This window comes from Gordonia asplenii (assembly GCF_012933505.1).
GTDB classification, from domain to species: Bacteria; Actinomycetota; Actinomycetes; order Mycobacteriales; family Mycobacteriaceae; genus Gordonia; species Gordonia asplenii.
Window position 1 is genome coordinate 49,518 of sequence record NZ_JABBNB010000036.1, and the last position, 24,941, is coordinate 74,458.

General features: G+C 63.3%; 20 protein-coding genes. 11 read left to right on the forward strand and 9 right to left on the reverse strand.

The features are described from left to right. Positions 1 to 693: 693 nt before the first annotated feature. Complete coding sequence (locus HH308_RS25100; RefSeq protein ID WP_170197005.1) at positions 694 to 1,863, reverse strand: GGDEF domain-containing protein; 1,170 nt, start codon at positions 1,861 to 1,863, stop codon at positions 694 to 696. A 433-nt stretch (positions 1,864 to 2,296) separates the two neighbouring features. Then, on the reverse strand, positions 2,297 to 3,910 hold the full coding sequence (locus tag HH308_RS25105) for a CocE/NonD family hydrolase (RefSeq protein ID WP_170197006.1): 1,614 nt from the start codon (positions 3,908 to 3,910) through the stop codon (positions 2,297 to 2,299). 145 nt (positions 3,911 to 4,055) lie between these two features. Here HH308_RS25105 and HH308_RS25110 point away from each other — a divergent pair, with 145 nt between their 5' ends. Then, the gene (locus HH308_RS25110) at positions 4,056 to 4,700 is read left to right on the forward strand and encodes a TetR/AcrR family transcriptional regulator (RefSeq protein WP_170197007.1); all 645 of its coding nucleotides are present in this window, start codon (positions 4,056 to 4,058) and stop codon (positions 4,698 to 4,700) included. An 11-nt stretch (positions 4,701 to 4,711) separates the two neighbouring features. Here the strand turns inward: HH308_RS25110 and HH308_RS25115 are convergent, their stop codons facing one another. The 3 genes from HH308_RS25115 to HH308_RS25125 are packed head-to-tail and all read right to left on the reverse strand — an operon-like array spanning position 4,712 to position 8,645. Further along, complete coding sequence (locus HH308_RS25115; protein WP_170197008.1) at positions 4,712 to 6,577, reverse strand: acyl-CoA synthetase; 1,866 nt, start codon at positions 6,575 to 6,577, stop codon at positions 4,712 to 4,714. Then, the gene (locus HH308_RS25120) at positions 6,574 to 7,512 is read right to left on the reverse strand and encodes a fumarylacetoacetate hydrolase family protein (protein ID WP_170197009.1); all 939 of its coding nucleotides are present in this window, start codon (positions 7,510 to 7,512) and stop codon (positions 6,574 to 6,576) included. Before HH308_RS25120 ends, HH308_RS25115 begins: the two co-directional genes overlap by 4 nt. Beyond that, a complete protein-coding gene (locus HH308_RS25125; RefSeq protein ID WP_170197010.1) occupies positions 7,509 to 8,645 on the reverse strand; it encodes a VOC family protein in 1,137 nt (378 codons plus the stop codon). The genes HH308_RS25120 and HH308_RS25125 overlap by 4 nt, the downstream gene beginning before the upstream one ends. Positions 8,646 to 8,864: 219 nt before the next feature. On the opposite strand from HH308_RS25125, the gene HH308_RS25130 reads away from it, so the two are divergent. Then, the gene (locus HH308_RS25130) at positions 8,865 to 10,421 is read left to right on the forward strand and encodes an MFS transporter (protein WP_312870849.1); all 1,557 of its coding nucleotides are present in this window, start codon (positions 8,865 to 8,867) and stop codon (positions 10,419 to 10,421) included. 308 nt (positions 10,422 to 10,729) lie between these two features. Here the strand turns inward: HH308_RS25130 and HH308_RS25135 are convergent, their stop codons facing one another. Continuing rightward, a complete protein-coding gene (locus tag HH308_RS25135; RefSeq protein ID WP_170197011.1) occupies positions 10,730 to 11,386 on the reverse strand; it encodes a TetR/AcrR family transcriptional regulator in 657 nt (218 codons plus the stop codon). 134 nt (positions 11,387 to 11,520) lie between these two features. Between HH308_RS25135 and mhpA the strand changes: the two genes are divergently transcribed. Further along, positions 11,521 to 13,149, forward strand: a complete 1,629-nt coding sequence (gene mhpA, locus HH308_RS25140; protein ID WP_170197012.1) for a bifunctional 3-(3-hydroxy-phenyl)propionate/3-hydroxycinnamic acid hydroxylase MhpA — start codon at positions 11,521 to 11,523, stop codon at positions 13,147 to 13,149. 179 nt (positions 13,150 to 13,328) lie between these two features. Continuing rightward, entirely contained in the window at positions 13,329 to 14,435 is a 1,107-nt protein-coding gene (locus HH308_RS25145; RefSeq protein ID WP_170197013.1) for an alpha/beta hydrolase family protein, read from the forward strand. Positions 14,436 to 14,821: 386 nt separating this feature from the next. Here the strand turns inward: HH308_RS25145 and HH308_RS25150 are convergent, their stop codons facing one another. Beyond that, complete coding sequence (locus HH308_RS25150; RefSeq protein ID WP_211188836.1) at positions 14,822 to 15,457, reverse strand: acyl-CoA dehydrogenase family protein; 636 nt, start codon at positions 15,455 to 15,457, stop codon at positions 14,822 to 14,824. Positions 15,458 to 16,503: 1,046 nt separating this feature from the next. Next, entirely contained in the window at positions 16,504 to 17,649 is a 1,146-nt protein-coding gene (locus HH308_RS25155) for a nucleoside triphosphate pyrophosphohydrolase family protein (RefSeq protein ID WP_170197015.1), read from the reverse strand. An 83-nt stretch (positions 17,650 to 17,732) separates the two neighbouring features. On the opposite strand from HH308_RS25155, the gene HH308_RS25160 reads away from it, so the two are divergent. From HH308_RS25160 to HH308_RS25185, 6 genes are all read left to right on the forward strand, one after another. Then, positions 17,733 to 17,960: a hypothetical protein gene (locus HH308_RS25160; protein ID WP_170197016.1), complete on the forward strand. Its 228-nt coding sequence runs from the start codon at positions 17,733 to 17,735 to the stop codon at positions 17,958 to 17,960. After that, positions 17,957 to 18,871 (forward strand): thymidylate synthase family protein, encoded by a 915-nt coding sequence (locus HH308_RS25165; RefSeq protein ID WP_170197017.1) that lies wholly within the window; start codon positions 17,957 to 17,959, stop codon positions 18,869 to 18,871. Before HH308_RS25160 ends, HH308_RS25165 begins: the two co-directional genes overlap by 4 nt. A gap of 83 nt (positions 18,872 to 18,954) precedes the next feature. After that, on the forward strand, positions 18,955 to 19,419 hold the full coding sequence (locus HH308_RS25170) for a holo-ACP synthase (RefSeq protein ID WP_170197018.1): 465 nt from the start codon (positions 18,955 to 18,957) through the stop codon (positions 19,417 to 19,419). A 5-nt stretch (positions 19,420 to 19,424) separates the two neighbouring features. After that, on the forward strand, positions 19,425 to 19,820 hold the full coding sequence (locus HH308_RS25175; RefSeq protein WP_170197019.1) for a helix-turn-helix domain-containing protein: 396 nt from the start codon (positions 19,425 to 19,427) through the stop codon (positions 19,818 to 19,820). Positions 19,821 to 19,898: 78 nt separating this feature from the next. Beyond that, entirely contained in the window at positions 19,899 to 21,026 is a 1,128-nt protein-coding gene (locus HH308_RS25180; protein WP_170197020.1) for an ImmA/IrrE family metallo-endopeptidase, read from the forward strand. A gap of 293 nt (positions 21,027 to 21,319) precedes the next feature. Further along, entirely contained in the window at positions 21,320 to 21,682 is a 363-nt protein-coding gene (locus HH308_RS25185; RefSeq protein ID WP_170197021.1) for a C1 family peptidase, read from the forward strand. A 29-nt stretch (positions 21,683 to 21,711) separates the two neighbouring features. Here the strand turns inward: HH308_RS25185 and HH308_RS25190 are convergent, their stop codons facing one another. After that, positions 21,712 to 22,758 (reverse strand): nucleotide kinase domain-containing protein, encoded by a 1,047-nt coding sequence (locus HH308_RS25190; RefSeq protein ID WP_211188837.1) that lies wholly within the window; start codon positions 22,756 to 22,758, stop codon positions 21,712 to 21,714. A 47-nt stretch (positions 22,759 to 22,805) separates the two neighbouring features. On the opposite strand from HH308_RS25190, the gene HH308_RS25195 reads away from it, so the two are divergent. Next, complete coding sequence (locus HH308_RS25195) at positions 22,806 to 23,117, forward strand: hypothetical protein (RefSeq protein ID WP_170197022.1); 312 nt, start codon at positions 22,806 to 22,808, stop codon at positions 23,115 to 23,117. Positions 23,118 to 24,941 lie beyond the last annotated feature (1,824 nt).

Consider the following 24,941-nt stretch of genomic DNA (forward strand, 5'->3'; position numbering starts at 1 on the left):
GCAACGGCCGACTGGGCGCCAGTCGTCTATGTCACCAACGCTGCCAACGAGCCGAAAGCGAGGAACGAGCAACGCCACCCGACCCCCGAGTGCCGAAAGCGAGGAACGAGCCACGCCACCCCGACCCCCAAGTGCCGAACCGAGGAACGAGCCACGCCACCCCGACCCCCAAGTGCCAAACCGAGGAACGAGCCACGCCACCCGACCCCCGAGTGCCGAACCGAGAAACGAGCCACGCCACCCCGACCCCCGAGTGCCGAAGCGAGGAACGAGCTTCGGTGTAACGAGGGGCTGGTGAGACGACGTACCCAGACCGGGGCGATAGACGTTGGGAACGTTCACTATTAGCGGTTGTCGCCTCCCAAGTTCGGCCCGCCGAAGCTCGTTACACCGACGACTCGCTGCGCTCGCGTCGGCACTCGATGAGCGGCGGGGGGCACGCTGTACGAACTAGGCCGCTCGACCGACAGCAATAACGAGTCAGTTGACGGGAACACGGCGGCGTAAGAAGGCCTGGTCGACGATACTTCGTTCGCACCACTCGCCAACGTAGGCCGAATCGGACGCCGAATGTCTTTTGGCTCCCGTCCCGGAATGTGTGTTCCGGCTCCCGACCTCGCACATTGAGCCGACACGAGAGTGCGGCGGCTACGTCGGTGTTCCATTGACAAGCGATTCAGTGCTCGCCACGCCCTATTCGAATCGGGAGCCGGCGAACACCTGCACGACATTGCGGCCGGCGGACTTGGCGGCGTAGAGAGCGAGGTCTGCGGCGCCAATGGCAGCATGGAGCGATTCATCGGTGTGAGCGAGTGGACTGACCCCGATGCTGACCGTGCAGTTGATGACCGTCGAGCCGTAGACGATCGGATGTGCCGCGAAGCGCTGCCGGATCCGCTCTGCGACCGCTGCCGCCTGAATGTCGGTCGAGCCGCAGACGATGGCGCAGAATTCTTCTCCGCCGTATCGAGCGAGCACGTCATTCGCACTCAGTTCCCGTGCGGCCACTTGTGCGAACTCGACGATGACCATGTCTCCGGCGGCGTGCCCGAACCGATCGTTGATCGACTTGAACTCGTCGAGATCCATCAACAGCACCGCATTCGACGCGGATGTCGCGTGCGCCTTGTGGAGTATCTCGGCGGTCACTTCGAACAGTCCGGCGCGGTTGTACGTCGCCGTCTGAAAGTCGCGGTGGGCCGACTCAGCCAACCAATTGTCGATACGCTCACGCGACATCAGGGTGACGATCACACCGGTCGTCACGACCAAGGCCATCAAACCGAGAGCGGTGACGGTCTGAGCGACTGAGTTGACACTCGGATCGGTGCTCTGGTGTGCGAAAACAGACGCGATGATCCGTGCGGCCGTGGTGAGGATCCACATCACCATGACGGCGATCAGGCCTCGACGCCACAACAATTTCTCCTGCTGTTGAGCTCGGGCAGCGTCGATCACCGCCCACGCGATCATGCCGGCGAAGCACACGCCGCCGACAGCCGTTCGCGCCGCGATGTGGTCATGGACGACGCTCGCGAACTCGAACACCGTCATCTGAGCTATCGGCACCGCCCATACGATCGCCCACCGGAGGGGCTGAGCGTTGAAAGATCGCAGGCCGGCGGCGATCACCGCCCAAGAGAGCGTGATCAAGCCGTTCGCGAGGGTGATCGAGACCAGCGCGGGGAGTTGACTTCGCAGGCCGATGAAAGCCGATCCCAACGCGCCGATGAGCATGCCCACGCCCCACAGGAGGGCGGAGCGTTCCCGTCGCTGCAGCAACGACTGGCTCACCAACAACGATCCGATGATCATCGCGGCGACCGCAATCGCGATCCACAACGTGCGGGAATCCAATGCCACGACACAAAGATATCGGCCTTTGTGGACATGATGGCGTGATCTCCGCTCAACCGCGGACGCGCGCGACACGGACAACCGTCGACCCATCACGCAGCGGGAGCCACGACAGCTTTGGATCCACGCCGACGCGGGCGGCGGCCGCATGCACCGGCGAGCCGATGCCGAGACGATTGATTCGGCGGTGGTCTGGTGCCGGTCGGTGATCCACACTTGGGCGTCGACGAGAATCTGCAGATAATTGTCCCGGTGAGGGCAGGCATTGCGGGGCTATCTTAAATGGCCGGGACGCCAAGATCGGCTTCACTTGCGCGATTCGCCGAAGGTGATTGGACCTTGAAAACGGGCGATCCGACCCCACGCCCCCAGCCGCCGACGTCACCACACCGGTCCGGCCGCCGGACGACGATTCCCCGACGCCCCCGGAACCACTCAGCTAGGACAGCTCTGAGCGCTGTTGACTAACGAGCGGCACCAGGAGGTGGGTGTTCCATGGCCCGCCTGTATGCAGAATGTGTGGGCCTTTGTTGATGGTGCGGTCGCAGCCCATGCGCGGATTGCCGCCGATGTCGTGGCCGGCGATCTGCAGCACGAGTTGCTCGCCGGCGCGGAAATACGTGCTGTGCGGCAGGATCTCAATCTCCACGGCTGTCGGGTGACGTTTTTCCATCGGCAATCGGTGGGCCAAGTCGAGGTCCGGTGCGAGCGACGTCGACGTACCCGGCTTAAGCAGCCGGCGCGAGGCCCGCTGCCAGCCGTGGGCCACGGGGGCTTGCTCGAAGCCGTCCGTGCCTTCGAAATACACTTCCTCTCCGCTGGCGTCGAGTTTGCGCAAAACGACGAAGAGATCCATGTCAGCGGCGTCGTCGGTTTGCACCCATAGTCGTAGGGCGGTGGGCCCGGTGATTTCGGTACTGTGCTGGAAGGTCGTGGTGAAGGTGAGTCCCGGCGAGGCGTCCGGCTCGTATCGTGCGGCGGCAACGGACTGCGGCCGCGTGGTGCCCATAGTGCCGTCGTCGGCGTCGAGATAGAGCTTGGTCGGCGTGATATCCGGTGGTGGCCAACTGGATTCGGCACGAACCGCGTATTGGCGCAGGGAATGTCGGATCTCTAGGCGGACCGGCGGGACCTCGTCCATCCCGTTGTCGTGGCCTTTGAGGAAGTGTTCGAGGAAACGTTCTTGGAACGCCAGCGCTTCGGGTTCGTAGAACACTTGCCACTCTTTGCGGCCGTGGGTGTAGAGCCACTTCTGACGCGAGCCGATTCGCTCGAAACCGCGGAATGCGCCGCGGCTGTGCAGGCCTTGGCGCGACCAGGCGGCGCAGATCAGGGCGGGTACTTCGATCTGTTCGAGCTCGGCCGGTTGCACGATGTGTCTGGCGAGCTGCGGCAGGTGTTTGCCGATATGGGGGGTTAACGGATTCAGTGTGAGGCTGTTGCTGGTGGTGCCGTTGCGGGCGACTTGCAGCCACCATTGGTTGAATCTCGTCTCAGGGATTCCTCCGTGGACGTTGATGTCCGCGAAGGGGTCGCTTGCGCCTTCCCAAGGCACGATGGCCGTGAGATGAGCGGGCCGCTGGGCAGCCAGGTACCACTGCAAGATGGCAAGTTGGGACACTCCCATGGTGGCGACGCGGCCGTTGCTCCAGGATCGGGTGCCGGCCCACTCAACGACAGCGGCGTAGTCGCGGATATCACGCGGAGAGAAGAGTCCGGGTCGGCCGTCGCTGCGGAAGTAGCCGCGGGTGTCGTAGACCGCGACGACATAACCGCGCGGTACCCAGTAGGCCGGGTCCGGAGCCTCGAACGACGTGTGGTCGCTGACCTGGAAAGAGCCGACGTAGCATCCCATCTCTGCGAGGGCAGGAAAGTCGACGCAGTAGTCGGCGGTGAATTCGTCCTTGCCGTATGCGGTGCCCGAGAGGATGACCGGGTATTCGCCGTCGCCGTCGGGTCGGTACACGTTCGCGCGAAGCGTCACTCCGTCATCCATCTGGATCTCGACGTCGCGCTCGACGACGATGTCGGCCGGCAGGGCGAAGAACGACACATCGAAACTGTTCTGCGGTGACGGGTCTGTCACGAGCGCAGCACCGTCGGTCGACGAACGCTCGGGCCGGGACGACGTTGCAGACATTGGGCCTCCAGGTGGTGAACAAGCGAATGGTCGCTCGCCGGTCGGCAGGAAACAACGCTTGTTGTATCTGTATAGAACAACGGTTGTTGTTTTGGCAATACCCGAGTTAGATTTGGGTGTGCCAGGCCAGCCCAGCGATCGACGGACCTCGATCGTCGACGCCGCGATCCATCTGCTCGCCCAGCCGCCGAGTCGAGGGCTGACCCATCGCGCAGTCGATCGCTTTCTCGAGCTGCCGGCCGGCTCGACGGCAAACTACTTCTCGACGCGGGCGTCGCTGCTACACGCATGCGGCGAACGGATCGTCGCGCTTGACCTCCGGGAAGTCGCCGCACTGCCCGACTTCCGCCCGCAAATGACGACTGAACAAGCCGGCCGGCTCGCAGCGGCCTGGCTCACTGCCTGGGCAACCGGCGCAGCCCGCGATCGTCAGCGCGCCCGCTATGCCCTGTTGCTGGAAGCGACGCACCCGTCTCCCCTGATCGATCTGCTCACGCGGTTTCGTGAAGGATTCACCGATATGGTGGCCGACAAGCTGCGCGCCATCGAATGCTCCGAACCCGAACGTCGCGCCGCGGCGTTCATCGCTTCCTTCGACGGACTTCTGATCGATCAGATCCTCTACCCGCATAGCGGACTCGACAGCGAACAGATTGCCGAGCACCTGACAGACCTACTCAGGCACACCACCGGAAACCACTGAGCGAGACGCGACTACGGCAGAATGTCCGCCCACTCCCACCGGATCGGAAACCCGTCGAGCACACTCGCAGTGGTGTCCGGGTCAACGTGCGGGGTGACGACCGCGACTACGGCTCCGTCGTCGATACGAGTGGACACCTCGGTCTGGCAGCCCGCGTCGTCGAGGGCCGCCCGCAGCGCGGCCGTCGTCGCGGTGGCGCGGAGCGCGAGCTTGTGCGGCTTACCGACATCGGTCATCGGCAGCGCATCGACGACGGTGACGGCCTTCGGCGCCGCAGCGGCCTCAGAGACGCGCCGCGATGCCCACGTCGCGAGTTGCTCCCCGGTCACCGAGGCATCCGCGCGTAGGGTCACATATCCGACGGGGACCTCACCACTGTGTACATCGGGACGGCCGACGACGCCGGCACCGGTCACGTCGGGGTGATCGAGGAGAACGTCTTCGACCACCCCCGGATCGATGTTATGGCCACCACGGATGATCAGGTCCTTCGCGCGGCCAGTCAGAGTGAGGAAGCCCTCGGCGGTCACCGAACCCAGATCACCGGTATCCAACCAGCCGTCGTGCACGCTGCCTGCTGTATCGAGTTGGAAACCGGTCGCGCTGCGTGCTCGGACGTATCCGGCGAACACTGTCGGCCCGGACACCACGATCCGACCCACTACACCGTCGGGCACGTCACCCCAGGACTCGTCGACCGCACGAATGTATTGGTAAGGCATCCGCTGGCCCACCGATCCCGCGGGCTGCCCGTCGAGGAAGCTCCGAACGCTCGCGCACGTGGCCTCGGTGAGGCCGTACCCTTCCAGCAATCGTGTTCCGGTGTGGGATTCGAACGCCGTTCGGACTGCCGGCGGCAGCATTGATGCCCCGACGATGCATGCGCGCAGGCTCGAGATGTCGGCGTCGACCGGGCATTGCGCCAGGACGGAGTACACCGTCGGCACCGCGCTCATCGTGGCGATCCGGTGTCGCTCGACGAGCCGCCAGAAGACGCCGTACAGGGCCGGGTCCCGATAACCGAGCGGACCCGCCCACACAACCGTCTGCCCACGCAGGATCGGCGAGAGCACGGTCACCATCAACGCATTCACGTGGAAGAGGGGAAGCGCCGCAAACAGCACCGAGTCCTCGTCGAGGACACTGTTGGCCGCGATCATCCAGCTGTTGGCGAGTTCGTTGCGATGCGTGTGTGCTGCCAACTTGGGTGTGCCGGTGGTACCACCGGTGTGGAACAACGACGCGATGTCGTCGGTGATAACAGTGTCATCGACATCTGGTCCGGCAGGGGCGTCAGCGAGGTAGGCCACGATGCGGGCGCCCGGGATCGACGGGACGTCGGCGGACGTGCCGCCGGTCGGGCGGAGCAGGAACACGATCTCAACGCTCGTCCCGGCGATGACATCAGCCAGCTTCGCGACGACGCCCGAGTCCAGCTCGGGTCCAGCGGCGACGAGGACCCGGGCACCCGACCGACGCAGCAGGTCTGCGACATGGCCGCCGTCCATCGCGGGGTTGATTGGAGCGACGATGCCTGCGCGCTGCGCCGCGAGGATGGTCTCGACGAGTTCGAGACAGTTCGGCGAGAGCACAGCGACCGCGTCGTCGCGGTCCACTCCGGCTGCGCGCAGGACCGCTGCATGATGCGCGACGGCTTCGAGCAACTGGGCGTACGTGCGCTCGACTGGCTGCTCCCACCGTGTCGCATCGGGAAGGACACGCAGCGCGGTGCGCGCCGGCCACAGGGACGCGGCGCGGGCAAGCGCATCGTATGTCGTCGCGGGCAGGCCGCGATCGTCGAGCGGCACGGTCTCGATCTCCGCGAGGTCGACGGGCCTGTCGTACCGCGGCCACAGCGCGGCGTGCGGAGATGTCATGCGTAGCGCACCACGTTGCGCTGCATGCCGAGGTCGAGGGTCCCGTTACCCGAGCGGATGGTGGTCTCCACCACATCCCCGTCGTGGAGGTACTTCGGATTGCGGGCCTGGCGAGTGAAGAACGCCTTCCACTTCAGGTGCGACGGCAACAATGACCCGATGATCTCGATCGGCTTGGGGGGTGCGGTCAGCGCCGTTCCCCCGGGCGTCCCGGTAAGGAGCAGGTCACCGGGATCGACCCGCTGGAACCGGGTCAGCGTGCGCAGTGCCTCCAGCGGGCTGTAGATCATGTCCGCCACGGTGCTGTTCTGCCGGGTCACCCCGTTCACCCGCAGCTCCAAGGTGAGCGTCGAGAACTTCTCCCACTCCCCCGGTTCGAAGAGGACCAGGACGGGGCCGACGGGGGTGAACGTCGGATACGACTTCGCCTCGTAGAACTGCGTTTTCGGCAGTTGCACGTCACGCGCCGATACGTCGTTGGTGACGACGATCCCGGCCACTGCCTCGGCGACGAGATCGTCGTCGACAGCTGAGCCGACGGGGATGGTCTGCCCGAACACGAGCCCGATCTCGACCTCGTAGTCGAGGAGGGATACGTGCGCGGGCTTGACGATGTCGTCGAAGGGTCCGGCGATCGATCCCGACGACTTGCGGAAGAACGTGAGCGGAACCTTCTCGGGATCCATGCCCGAATCCTTCACGTGGGAGACGTAATTCGTCATCTGCGCGATCACCCGACACGGTGCGGTAACCGGTGACATGAGCGTCAACGTAGACGGGTCCACCACATCGGCCGAGTCGGCCACAGCGGCCGCGACCGACGCGACGTCGGCGATCAGCTCGGCGGTGGTCGTCGCCGACGTGGCGACGCGGCGGGCACCGTCGGCGACCGAGACCCACCACCCGTCGGCGGTACGAAGTACGGAGAAGCTCATGAGCGGGCAACTTTCAACAGGCCGAGGAGGCGGTGGACATCGAACTCGTTGTCGGACTCCCGCAACGAGGTGAGGATCGAGGTGAACTCGTGCAGTGCGGCGCGTCCGGGTTTGACACCGAGGAAGTCCGCGGTCGCGGGCGGTCCCCACTGATTGAGACCAGACGCGGTCATCGGTGCCCAACCGGGGGTGACCGAATCGTCGAAACGGTCGCCGTCGGTGAAATGCTCGACGAGGAAGCCGTCGGGATCGCGCCAGTAGTCGAAGATCTGACTGCCCTGGATGTGGCGACCGACTCCCCAGGAGCGGTCGTAGCCTCTGTCGATGAGGTACTCGCCGCCGGCCGCGAGCGCGTCGAGGTCACACACCTGATACGCCGAGTGGACATAGCGGTTCGCCGGGCCGAGCGTCATCGCCAGGGTGTGATGGTCCGACGGCGCACTGCCGCGGTCGCAGCGGATGAAGCTCATGACCGGACCCCGAGAGCGCTGTCCTGGGTAGTAGAGGAAGTCGCTGACGATGAGCCCGAGGTGTCGCAGATACCAGTTCAGCGACTCCAGATACCGGTTGGACTGCAGGACGACGTGGCCGAGACGCTCGACGACGGCCGGCGCACGCGGCGGTCGCTGCATCTCGTTCGACCGCTGCTGAGAACCGCCGAAGTTGAAGGGACCGCGGACCGACTGCAACGGCAACGCGGGCCACTCGGTCACATCGGCGACCACCCGCACGCGGCACCCGCTCGGGTCGCGGGTGGTGACCGAACAGCCACCCAGTGCCTCGTCCAACGGCTCGACCGTCCGCCCCCATGCGTCGGCGACGGCTGTCAGGTCCGATCGGTCGGCGCGGAAGGCCACACCGGTAAACGCGGTGCGGGGTGCACGCCGCACGATCACGCACGGCGACCCCGCGAGAGCACCGCGCAGGTGCAGTTCATCCGGCGTCAGCAGGGTCGGCGCGAACCCGAAGTCGACGGCGAAGGCCGCGGTGCGGACCAGATCTGGCTTCTCGAACTCGAGCCACGCGATGTCGTGCACCTTGATCACGGGGTTCGGGTGACGGCCAGGGTGCTCGCCCGGCAGCGCTCCGTCGTCGGCGTGCAACCCGTCGTGCACGTCTGCGGTGATGGACATCGGGCCTCCGTTCCGTTGTTATGACGATATCGTCACTTACGGAGGTTTCGTCAGTCAAGCGTTTTGACGAATTCGTCAGAAATAGTTGCTGAAACCTGGTTGAAGGTGGTGAGTCGAGGCTGAAGAGCGTTCGGCCCTGGTCTTGCATGTCGCACGCACAGCATGTGATGATTTCGTCAGTTATGACTATTTCGTCACTTTGCTATCGGAGGTAGTCCCGTGTCCACCAGTTCTTCCGCCGCCGGGGCTCAGTCCGGCGGTCGCGCCGGGACCGCCGGTGTGCTGTTCTCGATGTGCCTGTCACTCGTCCTGGTCGTCGCATCCGTATCGGCGATCAACCTCGCGATGCCCGAACTCGCCGTGACACTGGGCGCAAGCAACGCGCAGCTCACCTGGATTGCCGACTCCTACACCGTCACGTTGGCCGCGCTCGTACTCACGCTCGGAGCCCTCGGCGACCGGCTCGGCCGGCGCAACGTCCTCCTCGTCGGGACGGTCGTCTTCGCGATCGGCTCCCTGTTGGCGGGGATGTCGGATTCGGCCGAGCAGTTGATCGGCTGGCGGGTCGTGATGGGGCTCGGCGCCGCGATGATCATGCCGGGCACCCTGTCCACCATCACCGCGACCTTCCCCGACGCCCAACGCGCACGTGGTGTCGCAGTGTGGTCGGGGTTCGCCTCCGCCGGCGCCATCCTTGGCCTGGTCGGTGCCGGCGCCATGCTCGAGATGTGGTCGTGGAGGTCGATCTTCTACGTCAGCGCGGCATTGGCCGTCGCCGCCGGACTCTCGGCCCTGATGCTGTCCCAGAACACCCGTGATCAGGACAGACATCGCCCCGACCTGCTGGGCGCACTCTTCACCACCATCGGCATCGGAACGCTCGTCTTCGCGATCATCGAGGGCAACGAGAAGAGCTGGACCGAGCCGATCGTCATCGCGTCCCTTGCACTGTGCGTCGTGGCCTTCGCCGGTTACGCGATCGCCGGGCTGCGCACCGAGCACCCCTTGCTCGACCCGCGCTTGTTCGGCATCTCCGGCTTCCGCGCCGGGGGCGTCGTGGTCATCGTGCAGTTCATGGCGCTGTTCGGATTCTTCTTCGTCGGCCTCCAATACCTCCAGCTCATCGTCGGATACAGCCCCTTCATCAGTGCGGTGGCTCTCATCCCGGTGGCGATCGTCGTGGTCCCCGTCTCCCTGGCCACCCCCAGGATCGTCGACCGCATCGGCATGAACGTGACCATGGGCCTCGCGCTAGTGCTACTCGCCGCGGGATTCGTCGCGGTCTCACGCATAGATGCCGACTCCGGCTACCTGCCCTTCCTCGGCGGCCTGATAGTGGCGGGGATCGGTATCGGTTTGGCCAGCTCCACCGGAACGACCGCCATCGTCGGCTCGCTGCCCCTCACCAAGCAGGGTGTCGCTTCCGCGATGAACGACACCACCCGCGAAGTGGGATCAGCGATCGGGATCGCACTCATGGGCGCGGTGTACAGCTCGACCTACACATCGAATCTGCCCGACCTCAACACGCTCCCCGCGGAGGCCGCGGAAACGGCCCGGGAGTCAGCCGCCGGTGGGCTGGCGGTCGCCGCGCACCTCGGCCCCGCCGGGTCCGCGCTCGCCGACACGGTGCGAAACGCCTTCATGGAGGGCCTCTCCGCCTCCATGATCGTGGTCGCCATCATCGTCGCCGTCGCAGCTGCGACCAGCTTCCTCTTCGCTCCGCGCAGACTCACCCCTCCCGTCGACGCCCAGAACGACTCCGTCCCCACATAGCCTGAAAGACGCAGGTACCATGCGGATTCGGTGATCAGAACGCCCTGCGTGTCTCGTCCGCTGCCGTTAGAACTGCAGCGACTGAGCCGCCTCGGCGCCTGCCCCCGAGTCATCGGCTCCCTCTGCGCCATTTCGCCGAGCACGCGGTCATCTTCGATGACTCGCCGTCAATAGCGCGTGAGCCGTCTCGACGAGCGCCAGCCGATCAACCGCTTTGGACAGTTCGGCGGCGCTGGCCGGCTCCAACACATTCACGATCTTCGTCGGACCGGCGAACCTCATTGAGTGGTCGGCGCATTGACACTTGACTACGACATCTGGCCCGAATCGGCGAGCGCCACAGCCATGAGCTCGTCGAGATCCGGAAGCGGCCGGGCGCAGATCTCCTCAGCTTCGTCCTCCGGAATACCAAACATGCGCAGGAGGTCGGCGGCGAGTTGGTCGGCCGCATCGGCGGCGTCGCGATCGGGCTGCGCGTGCAAGAGTTGGCCGAGGGCCAGGCTCGCTCCAGCGGTTGCGACGTAGGCCAGTTCCGGATCCGTGACGGAGAATCGCCCGGCGGCGACCGCGTTCTCGATGTCGCGCATCGCGCGAGGAGCCAGCCCGTGCGGCGCCGTGATCAGCTCGAGTCCGCGCCGCAGGAGCACCTGACTGGCGCTCGGTATCAGCCGATGGAACCGACCGGTAAGACGGAAGGCGCGGGCGAAGACTTCGGCAGGATCGTCGATGGCTTCGGTGACCCGGTCCATCAGCAGTCCGTGCATCTCCAACACGTTGTCGATTGCAGAGGCGAAAAGTGATTCCTTGGAATCGAAGTGGTTGTAATAGCTGCCCAGGCCAACGCCTGCCAGCCGCGTGATCTCGAGGACGCTCACGTTCGTGCGGTCCTGGACCAGCAGCGTTTGTGCCGCCGCGACGAGCGCGGCGCGGGTACGGACCCGTCTGGGGTCCACGGAATCTGCCACTCGACGATCCTATCCTGACGAAACCCTTCAGAAAGTGTTGACAAGACTCGGCAAATAGTTGACGATATCGTCAGAAAGTATCTAGGCGCCCGAAAACCTGCCGGTGCAGCCATCTGAAGAAAGGTTGCCGCGCTATGACAACAGCGAGCACGCACGCCGACGCCGAGGGCGGTACGACCGGTACGTTCGACGCGGATGTCGCGATAGTGGGTTACGGCCCGGTCGGAGCGATGCTGGCGAACCTACTCGGCCAAGCCGGCATCACCACCGTCGTTCTGGAACGAGACATCAAGCCGCACACGCTGCCTCGCGCGGGGTCGACGGACGACGAGGTGATGCGGATCTTCCAGGCGGCGGGACTAATCGAGCAACTCCTCCCCGTTCTGGACCTCGGTCAGAGCACCGAGTTCCTCTCGACTCAGGGCCGAAACCTCGTCACGATGTGCCCGGTCGGTCGCCACAACGGGTTTCCTCAGCTCGCCTTCTTCTACCAGCCCGACTTCGAACGCGTCCTACACGACGGCCTTGAGCGCTACCCACATGTCACGGTCCGGATGGGGACATGTGTCGAAGCGGTGCACGACGATGCTGACGGCGTGACGCTCCGCACCCGCACCAGCGAAAGCGGACAGCAGACGCCCCTACGCGTCCGGTACATGGTGGGGTGTGACGGCGGCCGCAGCACAGTGCGCGGCCTGTGCGCGATCGAGTTCGGTGGCGCCACCTACGAGCAGCCATGGCTCGTCGTCGACGCAAAGCTCGAGGCACCCCTGCCGAACGTCTCGGCCTTCCAGTTCATCGGAGACACCGACCGGCCTGCCGTCACCGTACCTCTGCCCGGCACTCACCATCGCTGGGAGTTCATGGTGCTGCCCGGAGAGGACCACGACGAGTTCGCCAGTCTCGAAAACGCGCGACGACTAGTCGCGCCGTGGGTCGACCCCGACCGGATCACCATCCTGCGACACATCGTTTACACCTTCCACGCCCGCACCGCCGCCCGCTGGCGCGTCGGCCGGATCTTGCTGGCCGGCGACGCAGCGCATCTCATGCCGCCGTTCGCAGGCCAGGGGCTCGCCTCCGGAATGCGCGACGTACACAACCTCGCATGGAAGCTCGCCGCGGTGATTACCGGAACAGCGGAGGCCGATCTGCTCGACAGCTACGAGCTGGAGCGACGACCGCACGTCGAGCACATGACCAGGCTGACCCAGGTCTCCGGGGCGCTGGTTCAAACCCGCAGTCCCCGTGTCGCGAAGGCACGCGATGTCGCGCTCCGGTTCGCATCGCATTTCCGCTACTTCACCGAAGGACGCTTCAAGCCTCACCTGCGCTACCGCACGGGCGCGTTCGAGAGCCGTCGCGCCGGCGCCGGACACGCCTTTCCGCAACCGACCGTGCGTACCTCCGACGGCAGGATCGTCCGACTCGATGACGTGATCGGACACCGGTGGGCCGTGCTCCGCCGGCACGGCGATCCACAGGATGGCCTCGGTGACCGATGGACCTCACACGGGGCGGTATACATCGCGGTTTGCCGACCGGGGCACCGCCCGACCAGGCTCCAGCCCGGCACCATCACCGTGGAGGACCTCGATGGACACGCGCTCGAATTCTTCAAGCGACACGGGGCCGACGTCGCCTTCGTCAGGCCCGATCGGATCGTGTTCACTACATCGACGACAGGGCGCAGAAGTGCGATGAAGGCGTGGGCGCGTTCGCCGTTCGCTCCTCTCGGCCGCGTCGCCCGTGTCGCTCCATAACCAGCGTGGCGGCCAGCACGACCTGCACCGGGCACGGGTGCCGAGACCCTCGCGCGTCGCTCACGTCAACGTGAGCTCATCTCCACGGTCCTGTGCGGGACGGCGTCGACTACTGACCGGCACTGACGAAATAGCTGTGTACGAATGCGACCAGATCGATCTATGAGAACGGAATCGAAATGACAAGCGACGACGGCGGAGCCGCGGACGACCGACCAGAAAGCCCATCGGAGGCCGAGAAGCTACGCTTCACGCAGGTGCTCGCGATGCCGGTCACGCGCATGCTCGACTACGGCATGGACCCATGGGACGCGAACCAGCTTTCGAACTCCGACAGCGGGACCCCATGGGACACCGCCGCGAGCGAATTGGCCCGCACGCAGGTCGTTCGGGCTCAGGACGCAGTGCAGCAAGGCTCCATCATCACCGCGGCAGCCTGCCTTCGCAGAGCGACTGCAGCGTTCAACTTCGCCCAGATGGCCTTCAACAGTGATACCGACCGCAAACGGAACCTGTACCAGAGCCTTGTCGACAGCTACTCCGCAGCGGCCGAGCTGGACACCCACAGAGTCTTGGTGGAGCGGCTTCAGATACCGCACCGCGATTCCCACTGTGTCGGCTGGTTGGTTCGTCCGGCCGCCGACCGCGTCGCCGACGGCGTGGTCGTCATCGTCGGAGGCCAAAGCGGTTGGGGCAGTGCATATCATCGCCAGGCAGAAGCCCTGGCCGACCGAGGACTCGCCACGTTGCTCCTCGAGGCACCCGGCCAAGGCGAAACCCGCATCTTCAACGGGCTTTACCTCGACCGATCCGTCGACAGTGCATTTCAGGCGGCGCTTGATGTGCTCGCCGACCGGGATGACCTCACTCCTCGGTTCGGCGTGTGGGGCAACAGTTTCGGCGGGCTCCTCGCGGCACGTGCAGCAGTGGCCGACTGCCGGTTCACGGCCTGCTGCGTCAACGGCGCCGAGATCGACCCACGCCCATCGCAGTTCCGTACCGCTCGTGAGCAAGCCATGGCGCTGACCGGTACATATGATGACGAAGAACTCGCCCGTACCCTCGAATCGGTCTGGCTCGACCCAATGACCGACTCCATGGACGCATCTCTGCTAGTACTCCACGGGGCGGCAGACCCATTGCAGACGCTCGACGCAGCAACGGCATTCATGACCCTGTCCGAGGACGCGAACATACGGGTGTGGGAAGACGGCGAACACACCATCTACAACCATTCCGCAGAGCGTACCGAGTTCGTCGCCGACTGGTTCCGCCGGAAAATGTGAGTGCGGTAGTGCTGCACACGCAGGGATCGACCCGCGTACGAGGTGTAGCGACGGCAGTTGACCCCAGGTCCTGGAGGCTCGTAGCCCACGGGCCGATCCCGACGGGTGGTGCGGCTGACCCAATACATAGGTCGGCCGCTCGACGCCGTCCGCATTGAGTTTCTGCACGCAGACGCATCGATCCATGTCGTCGGCGCCGTCGGCCTCGACCCAGCCGCTGATCGAAGTACGTCGGGGAAGGATCGAGCATGATCCCACTAACCAAGCACGGCGTCGGTGGAACTGAACACCAACCGCTCATCAGATGAAGGTCCGTGACAAGTTGCCGCACTGACGCTTTCAGCAGATCGGCGCGCGTGATCCGGTCGCGGTTCCCGTTGCGCTGATCAGCTCGGCACCTCGCTGAACGGGATGGATTTCGAGGGATCGTGTTCCTTGGGGAGACCGAGGAGTTGTTCGCTGATGATGTTGCGCTGAACCTGATCAGTTCCGCCACCGATGAAGGTGAAGTATGCCTCCAGAGTCAGGAAGTTCGCTACTTCACCATCTGACGGCTGCGCGTCGTGTTCATCGATCAACCCCGGCATCCCGACGATGTCGGTGCGCAGGCCCGCAGTGGCATGAAGGAGCCGCGACATCGCGAGCTTGCTCATCGACATCGCCGCGGGGTATGCGGCCTTGCTCGCGGCAGCGAAACGAAGTTGGTTGAGTGTCACCGCGGCGCGCTGGGCGTAGATGTCGACGATCCGATCGCGGATGAGTGGGTCATCGCTTCGACGGTGGCGGCGGGCGAGGGCGAGGGCGACGAGATTGTCTGCGGTGCCGACGTAGCGTTCGCCGTCTCTCACACGGGGGGCGGCGGCTCGTCCGCCCATGACCGACCGTTCCAGGCCGAGCGCTGTCATCAGCGCTTTCCATCCGTCGTTCACTTCGCCGAGCCGGTTCTGGGCGTCGACGTAGGCGTCGGTGAGGAACACTTCGTTGAAGTGAGCGTTGCCGGTGATCTGTGTGGCCGCAAGCACTTTGAGCGTAGGGCTTCGGTGCCCAACGATCACCGTCAGATCCGTCGCTGGCGCGGGGCCGTGGTAGGCGTGGTGGGAACCACCGGTCGCGGCGGTCGCGCGGGCGTTCACGATTTGACCGGCAGCTTCGACGAAGGTGTGTTGCCTCACTCGCGGTCGGTGGCTGAAGGCTGACGCTGGCGTATCGCTGGACTTAGCACGTCATCTGAATGGTCGACCGCGCGTACGGGCCGACGTCGGGGAACTGCCCGCACCTTCTGATGACGACGGGACGCCGTCGAGGACGAGCTGCTCAGTGGCTGCGCCAGCAAATGTGTTTTGTTTCCCCGGACCCGCAGACCGAGAGCCGTGGCCGGCGATCGCCCTACTGCGGTCGTAATTTGCGACACAGCCCGTCGCGACGCCGCGCTGGCCCACCCGCGGCTATCGTTCGATGGCGCTTATTCCCACGCTGCGGCGCTTGCTGGTCGGTGTGATAGCTCGTAAGGGGTGTCAGACCGCCATGATTTGATGTTGGCGTGAGCGACGACAGTGAGCAGCTAACGTGATCGGGATCGAGTACGGCGCGCCGTTCTGGTGACATTGTCGAGCGAGACTGAGTGTCAACTGAGGACCGCAACGATGGGTGCAAGTTGGCGCAGATACCGGCTGGAAGATCATCGACGGTGCACTGTCACCTGTACCGAGCACGTCTCGACGAACGACGAAGACGGAAGCACTCTGGGGCCGACAAACTACGTTCTAAGACACGTCTACGGGCCGACGGCATGGCTCGATATCGACTTCACTCGCGGTTGAGAACGAATCCGAAGTTGGCCACCTGTTTGGACCGAGGGGCGTGAGCAATTCCGTCGTGCCTGCCCGTTCCGCGAGAGCGTCGCTGTTGCCCGACATCCGCTGACTGGTCAGCGCGTTCCACTGGACAACAGGTCCTCGAATCTGATCGTCCGACTTCGGGACCACGGGTGAGCCTCACTGAGGTTTCACCCATCGCACCAATCGATACCGGCGCGTCCTGTATGTTCTGCCAGCCCGCTCGCTCTTGCTCACAGCGCCCTCCACCTCAAGGCGCGCTTTGCGCCGGCGATTCGTCGGCGAATCCGGGTAGTTTTTTCAGTCGGGGTGTCCTCGCGTTTGGATCTGTCCTTCTCGGCTCGCTGTTCCACTGCTGCTTTCATGCAAACGTGGTGGTGCAGGGACTCATCTTCGTCAGTCAGTGGTTCGACCGTAAGAGTGCGCGTGTCGAGGTCACCGACCAATACGCCTCGGCCTACGTCAACCAGGGCGCGCCAGCAATCGAAGCCCGTAAGTACAGCTCGCTCCCACTCCATGGCCGTAATCACTCTGGCTTCGAGTTGCGACGTCAACCGTCGGCACAACGCCAGGGCGTCTCCGGGTACCGACTGGCCGTAGGCAAACCAGTCGTTGCGTCGCGCTTCTTCGAATAGGAACGCAGCGATACCTTCCTCGATCGCGATCGCGCGACCACCGTCCTCAACTTCGTCGACCAGTGATACGTCCCTCCTCTTGAGGGCACCGAGAGCTCGAAAGACGGGGCTCCAGCCCAAGATCGCCGCGTATGCCAGGTGAAATGCGTCGTGGTACCGGTACCAGTCGGACTCGGCAGCATTGTCGCTGAGAGGATCGCCAAACCGTTGGCCGTTCCGAATCATGCGGACCCGGCCCGACCCGAGAAACGGGTCTGGCGCGATGACCACGCGGAACTGACGAGGAAGGCGTTGCTCCCGCCGATAACCGTCATCAAAGATGCGGGCCTGGCCGAGCGTGACACTCGGTGGCCTAATCCCGCCGGCCTCTGGGCGGTCTGGCCCGGCGTGTGGGTATGGTGCGTCGGTCGCTGGCCACCGGTCAGCGATCTTCTTCAGATTCCCCTCAGCCGCTCGGTTCAGGTCAACACCGAGTCGGGACGCCGTTATCGCCAAATACCAGAGGATGTCGCCGATCGCCTCGGTATCGGCATCTGGAGCTGACGATGGGGTGACGTGGTCACGCACCCGCTTCTTCTGACTCGTGTGGAGGTCACCGACCTCACCACTGAGGCCTAGCAGGCTCACGGTCAATCCGGTGGGATGGTCCGATCCCTGTTTGTCGAAACGCCAGGCGGCATGTTGATAGATATCAAGCTCCATAATCATCCTCTCAAAAATCAAGTCTTGAATATCAATCATCATGACTCTATACTGACGGAAGTTCAAGAATTTTCTGGGAACGTGGGGCGGCGAGTATGACTGACCGAGATGCAGTGCGATCGGCAATGATCGAAGCTCTGTACGACCTTTTCGGTCAAGAGGAAGTCGACGGTGCGCTCGCCGAGCCCGGGGACGACTACATGCACGAGTTGGAGAGCAAGACTGCCGAATATCTCCTGGTGGCCGCTGAAGTCGCCGTTGACCGCGAACTACCAACGCCGGCTGAGTTGGGCCGAGACCAATGGTCAAGCCTCGGGCTTCTCATCGATGTAGCACTGAAAGATGGACTATGAGCGAACATGTTCACGGATCGAATATCGGTGATGCGTGGGTGAACGCGTTTGAGCTTCTCGCTGGCACCACGGCCAACGAAGTCGTGAATCTGACGGTTACCATCGCCAATCCGGGCCTAGAGCTCTCCGGTGTGCGTCGGCAGATTGACCGAGCTGTCGCACAGCTTCGACTTGAAGGCCGCGATGGCTTTATACGGAACGCCAAGAGCGTTCATACGGTGGCAAATACAATCTTTCCGATTTCGTTGTACCGAGTCGGCCGAGCCGACAGCTTCTACAACGCCGTCCGCAAGGGCCAGTCCGGTCGAAAGGGAACAGTCACCTCGTGGGGGCCCAACTCAGGGACCTACGCCGGGCGGCTCGTGAGGTACCCAACGTACGACAAGGGTGAATTCAACCAGATCAAGCGACTGGTCGAGTATCTCAATAACAAACCGACTTACCGGGACCGCTACGAGCTCTCATTGACGTGCGAGCCGCCCGAAGACGAACCGGCAAACCGATCGCCGGGCGCCTCTGCGTCAACGTTCGTGCCCGGTTACGACAACGCTACCCGGGGCGGTCAGTGCCTGTCTCACATCAGTCTCAACGTCACCGACGGCACTTTGTCCATGACAGCGCTGTATCGGCATCAGACCTTCGTCGGCCGTGCATACGGCAACTTTCTCGGCCTGGCCCGCCTGCAGCATTTCCTCGTCCACGAGACGGATACCGACCTACGGCCAGGAGAACTGATGGTTGTCGCCTCCCATGCCGACATCGAAAGCGCCGCGGCCTCTCAGCGTGTTTCGCTTCTTGAATCCAGCCGCGCGTGTCTGGCAGAACAACCGGTACCCATCGAATGGCAAGCGCGGCAGCTTGGTTCGTCATGGTCCGACCTGGAACTCCCGGCACTAACCGGCAACCCATGACCCCCCATTCCTGCCGCGACGCAGCAGACAACGTCACCGTCGCACAAGGTCCTGGTCCTGGGCAATCACGCGATGTCAAGGCCTTGAGCGATCTGCTCTCCCGTGCGCTCAGTGACGCCTCAGTACGCGGTGGCGAGGGCAGCGCTCAGTCCGCACCGAGGCTCGGCGTTGACGTCGTTGAGATCGACGTTCTTGCTCGGCAACTCACCAGCACGGTTGGGGATCGGTTCAAACGGCGCATCTTCACCGAGCAAGAGATCGTCGACTGCCGAGATCTAGCCCGCAAGTTCGCGACCCGATGGGCGATCAAGGAAGCTGTAAGTAAGGCTATCGGCACGGGCTTTCGGCAAGGCCTGAACCCGAAGGCAATCGAAGTTCTGACCGCTGCGGACGGCGCCATCCACATCAGGCCTTCGCACGGACAGACGTGGCCGCACAACGCCGAGGGGTGGAAATGGTCAGTCTCCGCAGCACACGAAGGAAACCTGGCGGTGGCCGTAGCCGTTGCGTGGCTTATAACTGATCGGCGCTTTGCGACGAAGGAGTGATGACCATGGATTCCACAGACGACGAACTCACAGGACAACGCCCCAGTAAACCAAGCGATGAACTCGGGCTCGAAGAAGCGCTCGCGGAACGGCTTCGGTCCGAACGCGAGTACCTCGGCATGAGTCAAGATCAAGTAGCACGTGTGCTCGGACTGCCTCGGGCAGCGGTGAGTGCATTTGAAACTGGTCGCCGTAAGGTGAGCAGCGGCGAACTAGCCCGACTGGCCGCACTCTATGGCACGACCCCCAACCGGCTACTCGGCAGCGAAGGGCTCGTCGATGACCGTACCACGCAACTTTTTCGCGCAACCAATAAGCTTTCCGACCACGATAAAGACGAGGTTCTGCGGTTTGTAGAGTTTCTCAGCAACGCATCGCATCGGCCGGTGGATAGACCGTGATCGCTGACCGACCGATACCGCGGGTGATCCCTCATGCCTAGTGCACGCGAAACAGAGCAAGTCCAGGCTCGTGCCTCCATGGCCGCCACGCGACTGCACCGGCGGCTCGGGACGACCTTCGACGGACCCGTCGATGTCCTCGGGATTGCCCGCAGCCTCGACTTGGTGCTCATGATGCAGCCGCTGGACAACCTACTCGGCTTTTATGTTCGTGGTGATCGGCGATCTGGGATCGTCATCAACAGTCTGCGGCCCGAAAGCCTGCAGCGGTTCACACTCGCGCACGAGATCGGCCATCACGTGCTTGGTCACCAAGACTCTGCTGACGACCAGCACGCGGTGGACCGTTTCGACCCAGACAGCCCCGTCGAGCTTGCGGCCCAGGCATTCGCCGCGTCGCTGCTAATGCCACGGCCGTTGGTCACGAGAGCACTGCGCGACCTGCCGGCCACTCGACGCGGCCGTAGGCTCGCACGATCGGACGCCTACCTGTTCAGTAGGCAACTCGGTGTCAGTTACGAAGCGGGTGTGTGGGCGTTGTTCCGAGACAACCGCCTGTCACTTACTGATGCACGCGCGTTCATCAAACGACGGGCTTCCGCCGCCAAGAATGACCTTCGCGGGCAGGCGCCGGTCGGCGATGCACGTGCTGACGTGTGGATGCTGACCCAGGAGAACGATGACCTCACCGTCATGTGTCGCATCGGGGATGAGATCCACGTGCAGCTGCCGGAAGACACCAGCACCGGGATGGCGTGGCTTGTGCGGGCACCTGACGTCAAGGGCCTATTCGATTGGCCACCCGGTTCACCGTTGGCATGGTCGGGCGACGACATCCAGATTTCCGAGGTTCAGCAACTCGACGATCAAGGGTCACCGACCACGTCGATCGAACTCGTCCAGGACTCCCACCTGGCCGCATCCGAAAGCGGCGACGCCGATACTGGAACGTCTGGCCCGTTTGCCGACTACGCCGCAGTCCGAACTATCACCACCGGCCCCGGGGTGCGCTCGTTGACTTTTGTTGCCCGCGCAGTGGGAAGTATTCAGGTTCTGCTCGAGCTGACTCGCCCGTGGACAGGTGGAGACGCGGCGTATGCGAGTTATCAATTCGATCTTCGGGTTCGCCCCAAACAGCTTGCCGAACAAGGACTTCTCGCTCCCAGTACCGATGACTGGGCAGACGAACACGTGGTTGGTGCATGACCGCAATGTTGGACTGGATCGCCGACCACCGGTCAGCATCAGGCCCCGTGCTCGATCAAGGCATCCGGCCTACCTGCCTGTCGTGCGCCGCGAGCTCTGCACACCGTCACAGTCGCGGCGTAGACAAATGCATCGAATACCTGCACCATCGCTGTCGCCTGTTGCCGACGGGCTGCGGGTCAGTCGAGTCGGTGCACGTCGTCTTGTCCACCGATGGGCAGCCCAATGAATCGGCCTGGTCATACGACCCAACCGTCGATGAAACCACTGATCACCCGGTTCCGCCCGGGCCGTTGTCCGCACCATTCCACTACGCGGATTTCACCGTCGACCCTGCCCCCACCCGTGACTCGTTGATCCGCCAACTCAACGACGATCATGTACCAGTGATCGGACTCCGTGTCACGCCCGGATTCATGAATCTGAACGGCGGTATTCTTACAGAGCCCGGACCACCCACCGACGGACACGCTGTCCTGCTTGTTGGGGCGGCGCGTTACACCGGTCCCGATCTGGGAGTAGTCGAGCCCGGGGATCAGTTGATGTGCATCCAGAACTCCTGGGGCACCTCTTGGGGTGCCAACGGATACGCGCTCATCGGCCCGCGTGCATGGGACGACATGGTCTTCGTATCAGCCCTACTCACACCGCGCTAAAGCCGATAGACAGCGCAACGACCGGTACTTCAGAACGTAAGTCCCCACTTCGGAGGGAACCACACAGGCACCGGCTCAAGTAGCGCACGGTACCTCTGCTTTATCCGGGTCCGCCCACTGTAGCCAGAAATATCTGGGTGCATGACACGCGCGTACTTGTCGACTTCGCAGAACAAGTTCTGGCAATCAATCAACTTGAGTGGTCTGCCGAACAGTCCGCGAAACGAGAGCCCGAGACGCTCGAAGTGATCATGCTGGGTGACGGCCATATACTCGATGATCTCGGGCTCGATACCGGCACTGTGCGGACCGAAGCACTTGCGTATGCCGTCGCGCGCTCCCGGTCCCGCGACGACGAAATCCATCTCATCGAAGTCCAGTGCGGCCGAGTAGTTGATGTCGATCAAGAACTGAAAAGCCAAGAAGTCGCCCATGCCTGGGTACCTCTTAATACACTCGAACGCCTCCCGCATGGTTACGGCGCCAGTAAGCCGGTCCACGATGCCGTCTTCGAACATATGCTCCAGTAATCGAAGATGATTGACATGTTTACGCATTGCACCAAAAGCAGGCGACGGCATCACATACGCCGCCGAGTAGAGCCGTTGCCCTCGACCGAATGCCGCGCCCAGGACAGCGTCGTAGCGGTTGACATCGAATGACGCCAGAGTTGGCGTGCCCAGCTCTGCGGTGAGCAGTCGCCAGGTATCGATCCGGTTAAAGATCTTAAACAACAAGATCCTGAAGATGAGCTCATCAGGGTGCTGATCCCCGCTGTACGCGACCTCACGAATTGCGTACTGACTGACACGATCCGCGGCCCGATAGCAGTTGGTGAATCGATGAGCCAGCAGAACAGGATCTGACGTCCAAGGACCGTTGTGCCCGGCAACTCTTGCTTCGTAGATCGCCTGCCGGCGCGCGGCGAAACGCCAGTACGTGTCGAACACTGGCGTCGGCTCCAGGGTTCGACCCCCTATTCGCACGAATCCGATAGGGGGCGCTGACGCGGCATCCAAGTCTTGGCTATCGATCGACTCATCAAACGCCAGTTGCGGTGGACTTGCTGCGGTCATTTGTTCCTCTATGACGTAGATCGCTATACGTGTCATAGTATACACGTGTGACTCGGGAGATCGGCGACATCGAGAGAGATCGTTCTGCCGCGCTTTTCAATAATTGTCATCTGGTCGAAGTCGTGAATGCGATCGCACAGAACGGCCGTAAACCGTTCACCACCAGGAACATTGCGAACAACACTTCCCTCTCCGACAGCGTGGTGCGGCCGGTGATTCGCAGGCTCGTTGACTCTCGACTACTCGAGCCGACCACATCCAATTCGACGGGCCGCGGGCGGTCGCCCAACTACCTCCGCACGACCAACGCATCGGGCTGGACCGAGCTGAAAGCCCTGTGCCGCAAGCTAGCTGACTGATAGACTCGGACACGAGCTAGTCAATCGCCACTGACGTGGGGACCAAGGTGTCTTGTTCGATGTCGGCGAAATAGGCATTCACTATTCGTGCCGAAGCACGGCGAGCCGTGTAAGCGATTCGTAGAATCCACCTCCTGGCGGACTTCGTCCGGAAGTGTCGGCCCGCGTACACGATCAGTCCGAGCGCATGTCGTCGTCGCGGGAACAGCGGCAACATGACATCGGGATACTGATGACTCATCTGGAGTCCGTACCCCAGGTCAGGCAAGACGACATCACTGCCGAACCAGTAGACGGGGCCCATCCAAGGCGAATGCATGTCCTGCGAAAGACTCCGTCTGTGACGCGCTGGACCGCCATCTTGTGCTTCCACGGACAGTACGGTGACCGTCGGTGCCGTCAGTTCGCGCGCTCTGCTGCGCACTTGCCGAGACCGCCTTCACATGAGTTCGGTGTCCGCGGTCGCGAACGAGGGACGCGAGTTATCGCGTCACCACATCGTCGAGGGCCGCCGTGAGCAGCCCACCGGTGCCGCACATGCCGAGTGAGTGGGCCCACAACTACGGCCCCTCGTCCCGGCGCACTCGCGTGTTTTCGGGTCTCGGACGTAGGCCCGGGCGATGTCGTCGGGGTCATAGTCATGCGGGCGGCGGTGATACGCCACGGCCACCCACTCGCGGATGATCGCCTCCAACTCGTCAGGGTAAAAGAACGCCTCCGATTCCGGATCCAGCCCGCGCGAGTGCACATCAGGGCCCTTGTATCCGGGCAAGACTCGCAACAGATCTTCGCGGATGATTCGGGAAAAACCGCTCCACTGGCCCCTTATCCCGGCCCGTCCGGAAAAGAGCGGGCTGGATCGAAATGCCCCCTCTGGCACACGCTCGTCAAGTGCTCCGAGAGATAGATCTTGCCGTGGTCGACGACGATGGTCTCGGGCACGATCGACGGCCCGGCTGCGCCCGGACGTTCAATTGAGTCGACATCGATCAGGACCGATTTGGGGACACCCTGTTCGGGCCACACTGCTTGAGCTGGCCAGTCCTTCCCTGCGGGCCGCGGCCAGTAGGTTTGATACAACATAGACACGGCATCCCCGACTTCGTGGATACTGGCGTCACTTAGATGCCCGTGACGCAACGGGTGAACCAATCCATCCCGACCGTCAGCTCGTCGTCAACACCCACCGCAACGTGATCGGATCCAGCGCGAAAACGTCCAAGCGTGTGGTGTCCATCAGAAGGTATTCACCCGGCGTAGTCGGACGCACCTTTCCGTACCCGCCATCCGGCCGCCCCGCGATGTCGCGGTCCTCTTGGTACTCAGACGAAACGTCGGATACTGCTTCTCCAACTCGGCGAGAACGCCGAACGCCGTTGCACGCGAATGTAACTCCACCACCCCCTCACCAAACCGTGCGACGACTCTGGCGTTGGCCCGCGTGATCACCATCGTTTGCGATTGACGCGATTGGACAGTGTGCTCAACCATCACTTCAGCCGCAGATTCGGTCCACCGCAGGTCTACGTTCGCGCCCAGTCCAGTTGACCTCTTATCGCGGCCGACACCAAACCTGGTTCACCGCTCTTCTGGAATTGCTGAACCCAACGCTCGATGGACCGCACTCAAACACCTAGTTCAACGGCTTTGCGCGCGTAACGTCTCGACAGAGCCATATCGGTCTGACGGCCCGTCCCGCACCACGACTACTCGCGTGCCGTTTGATATGAGAAGCTGAGTCGGGCCCGGATGAGGGTCTTGTTGTTTCGATTTGCCCTTCAACACAACATCCATCCCTGTGGTTGCCAGTACAGATCGCGACAA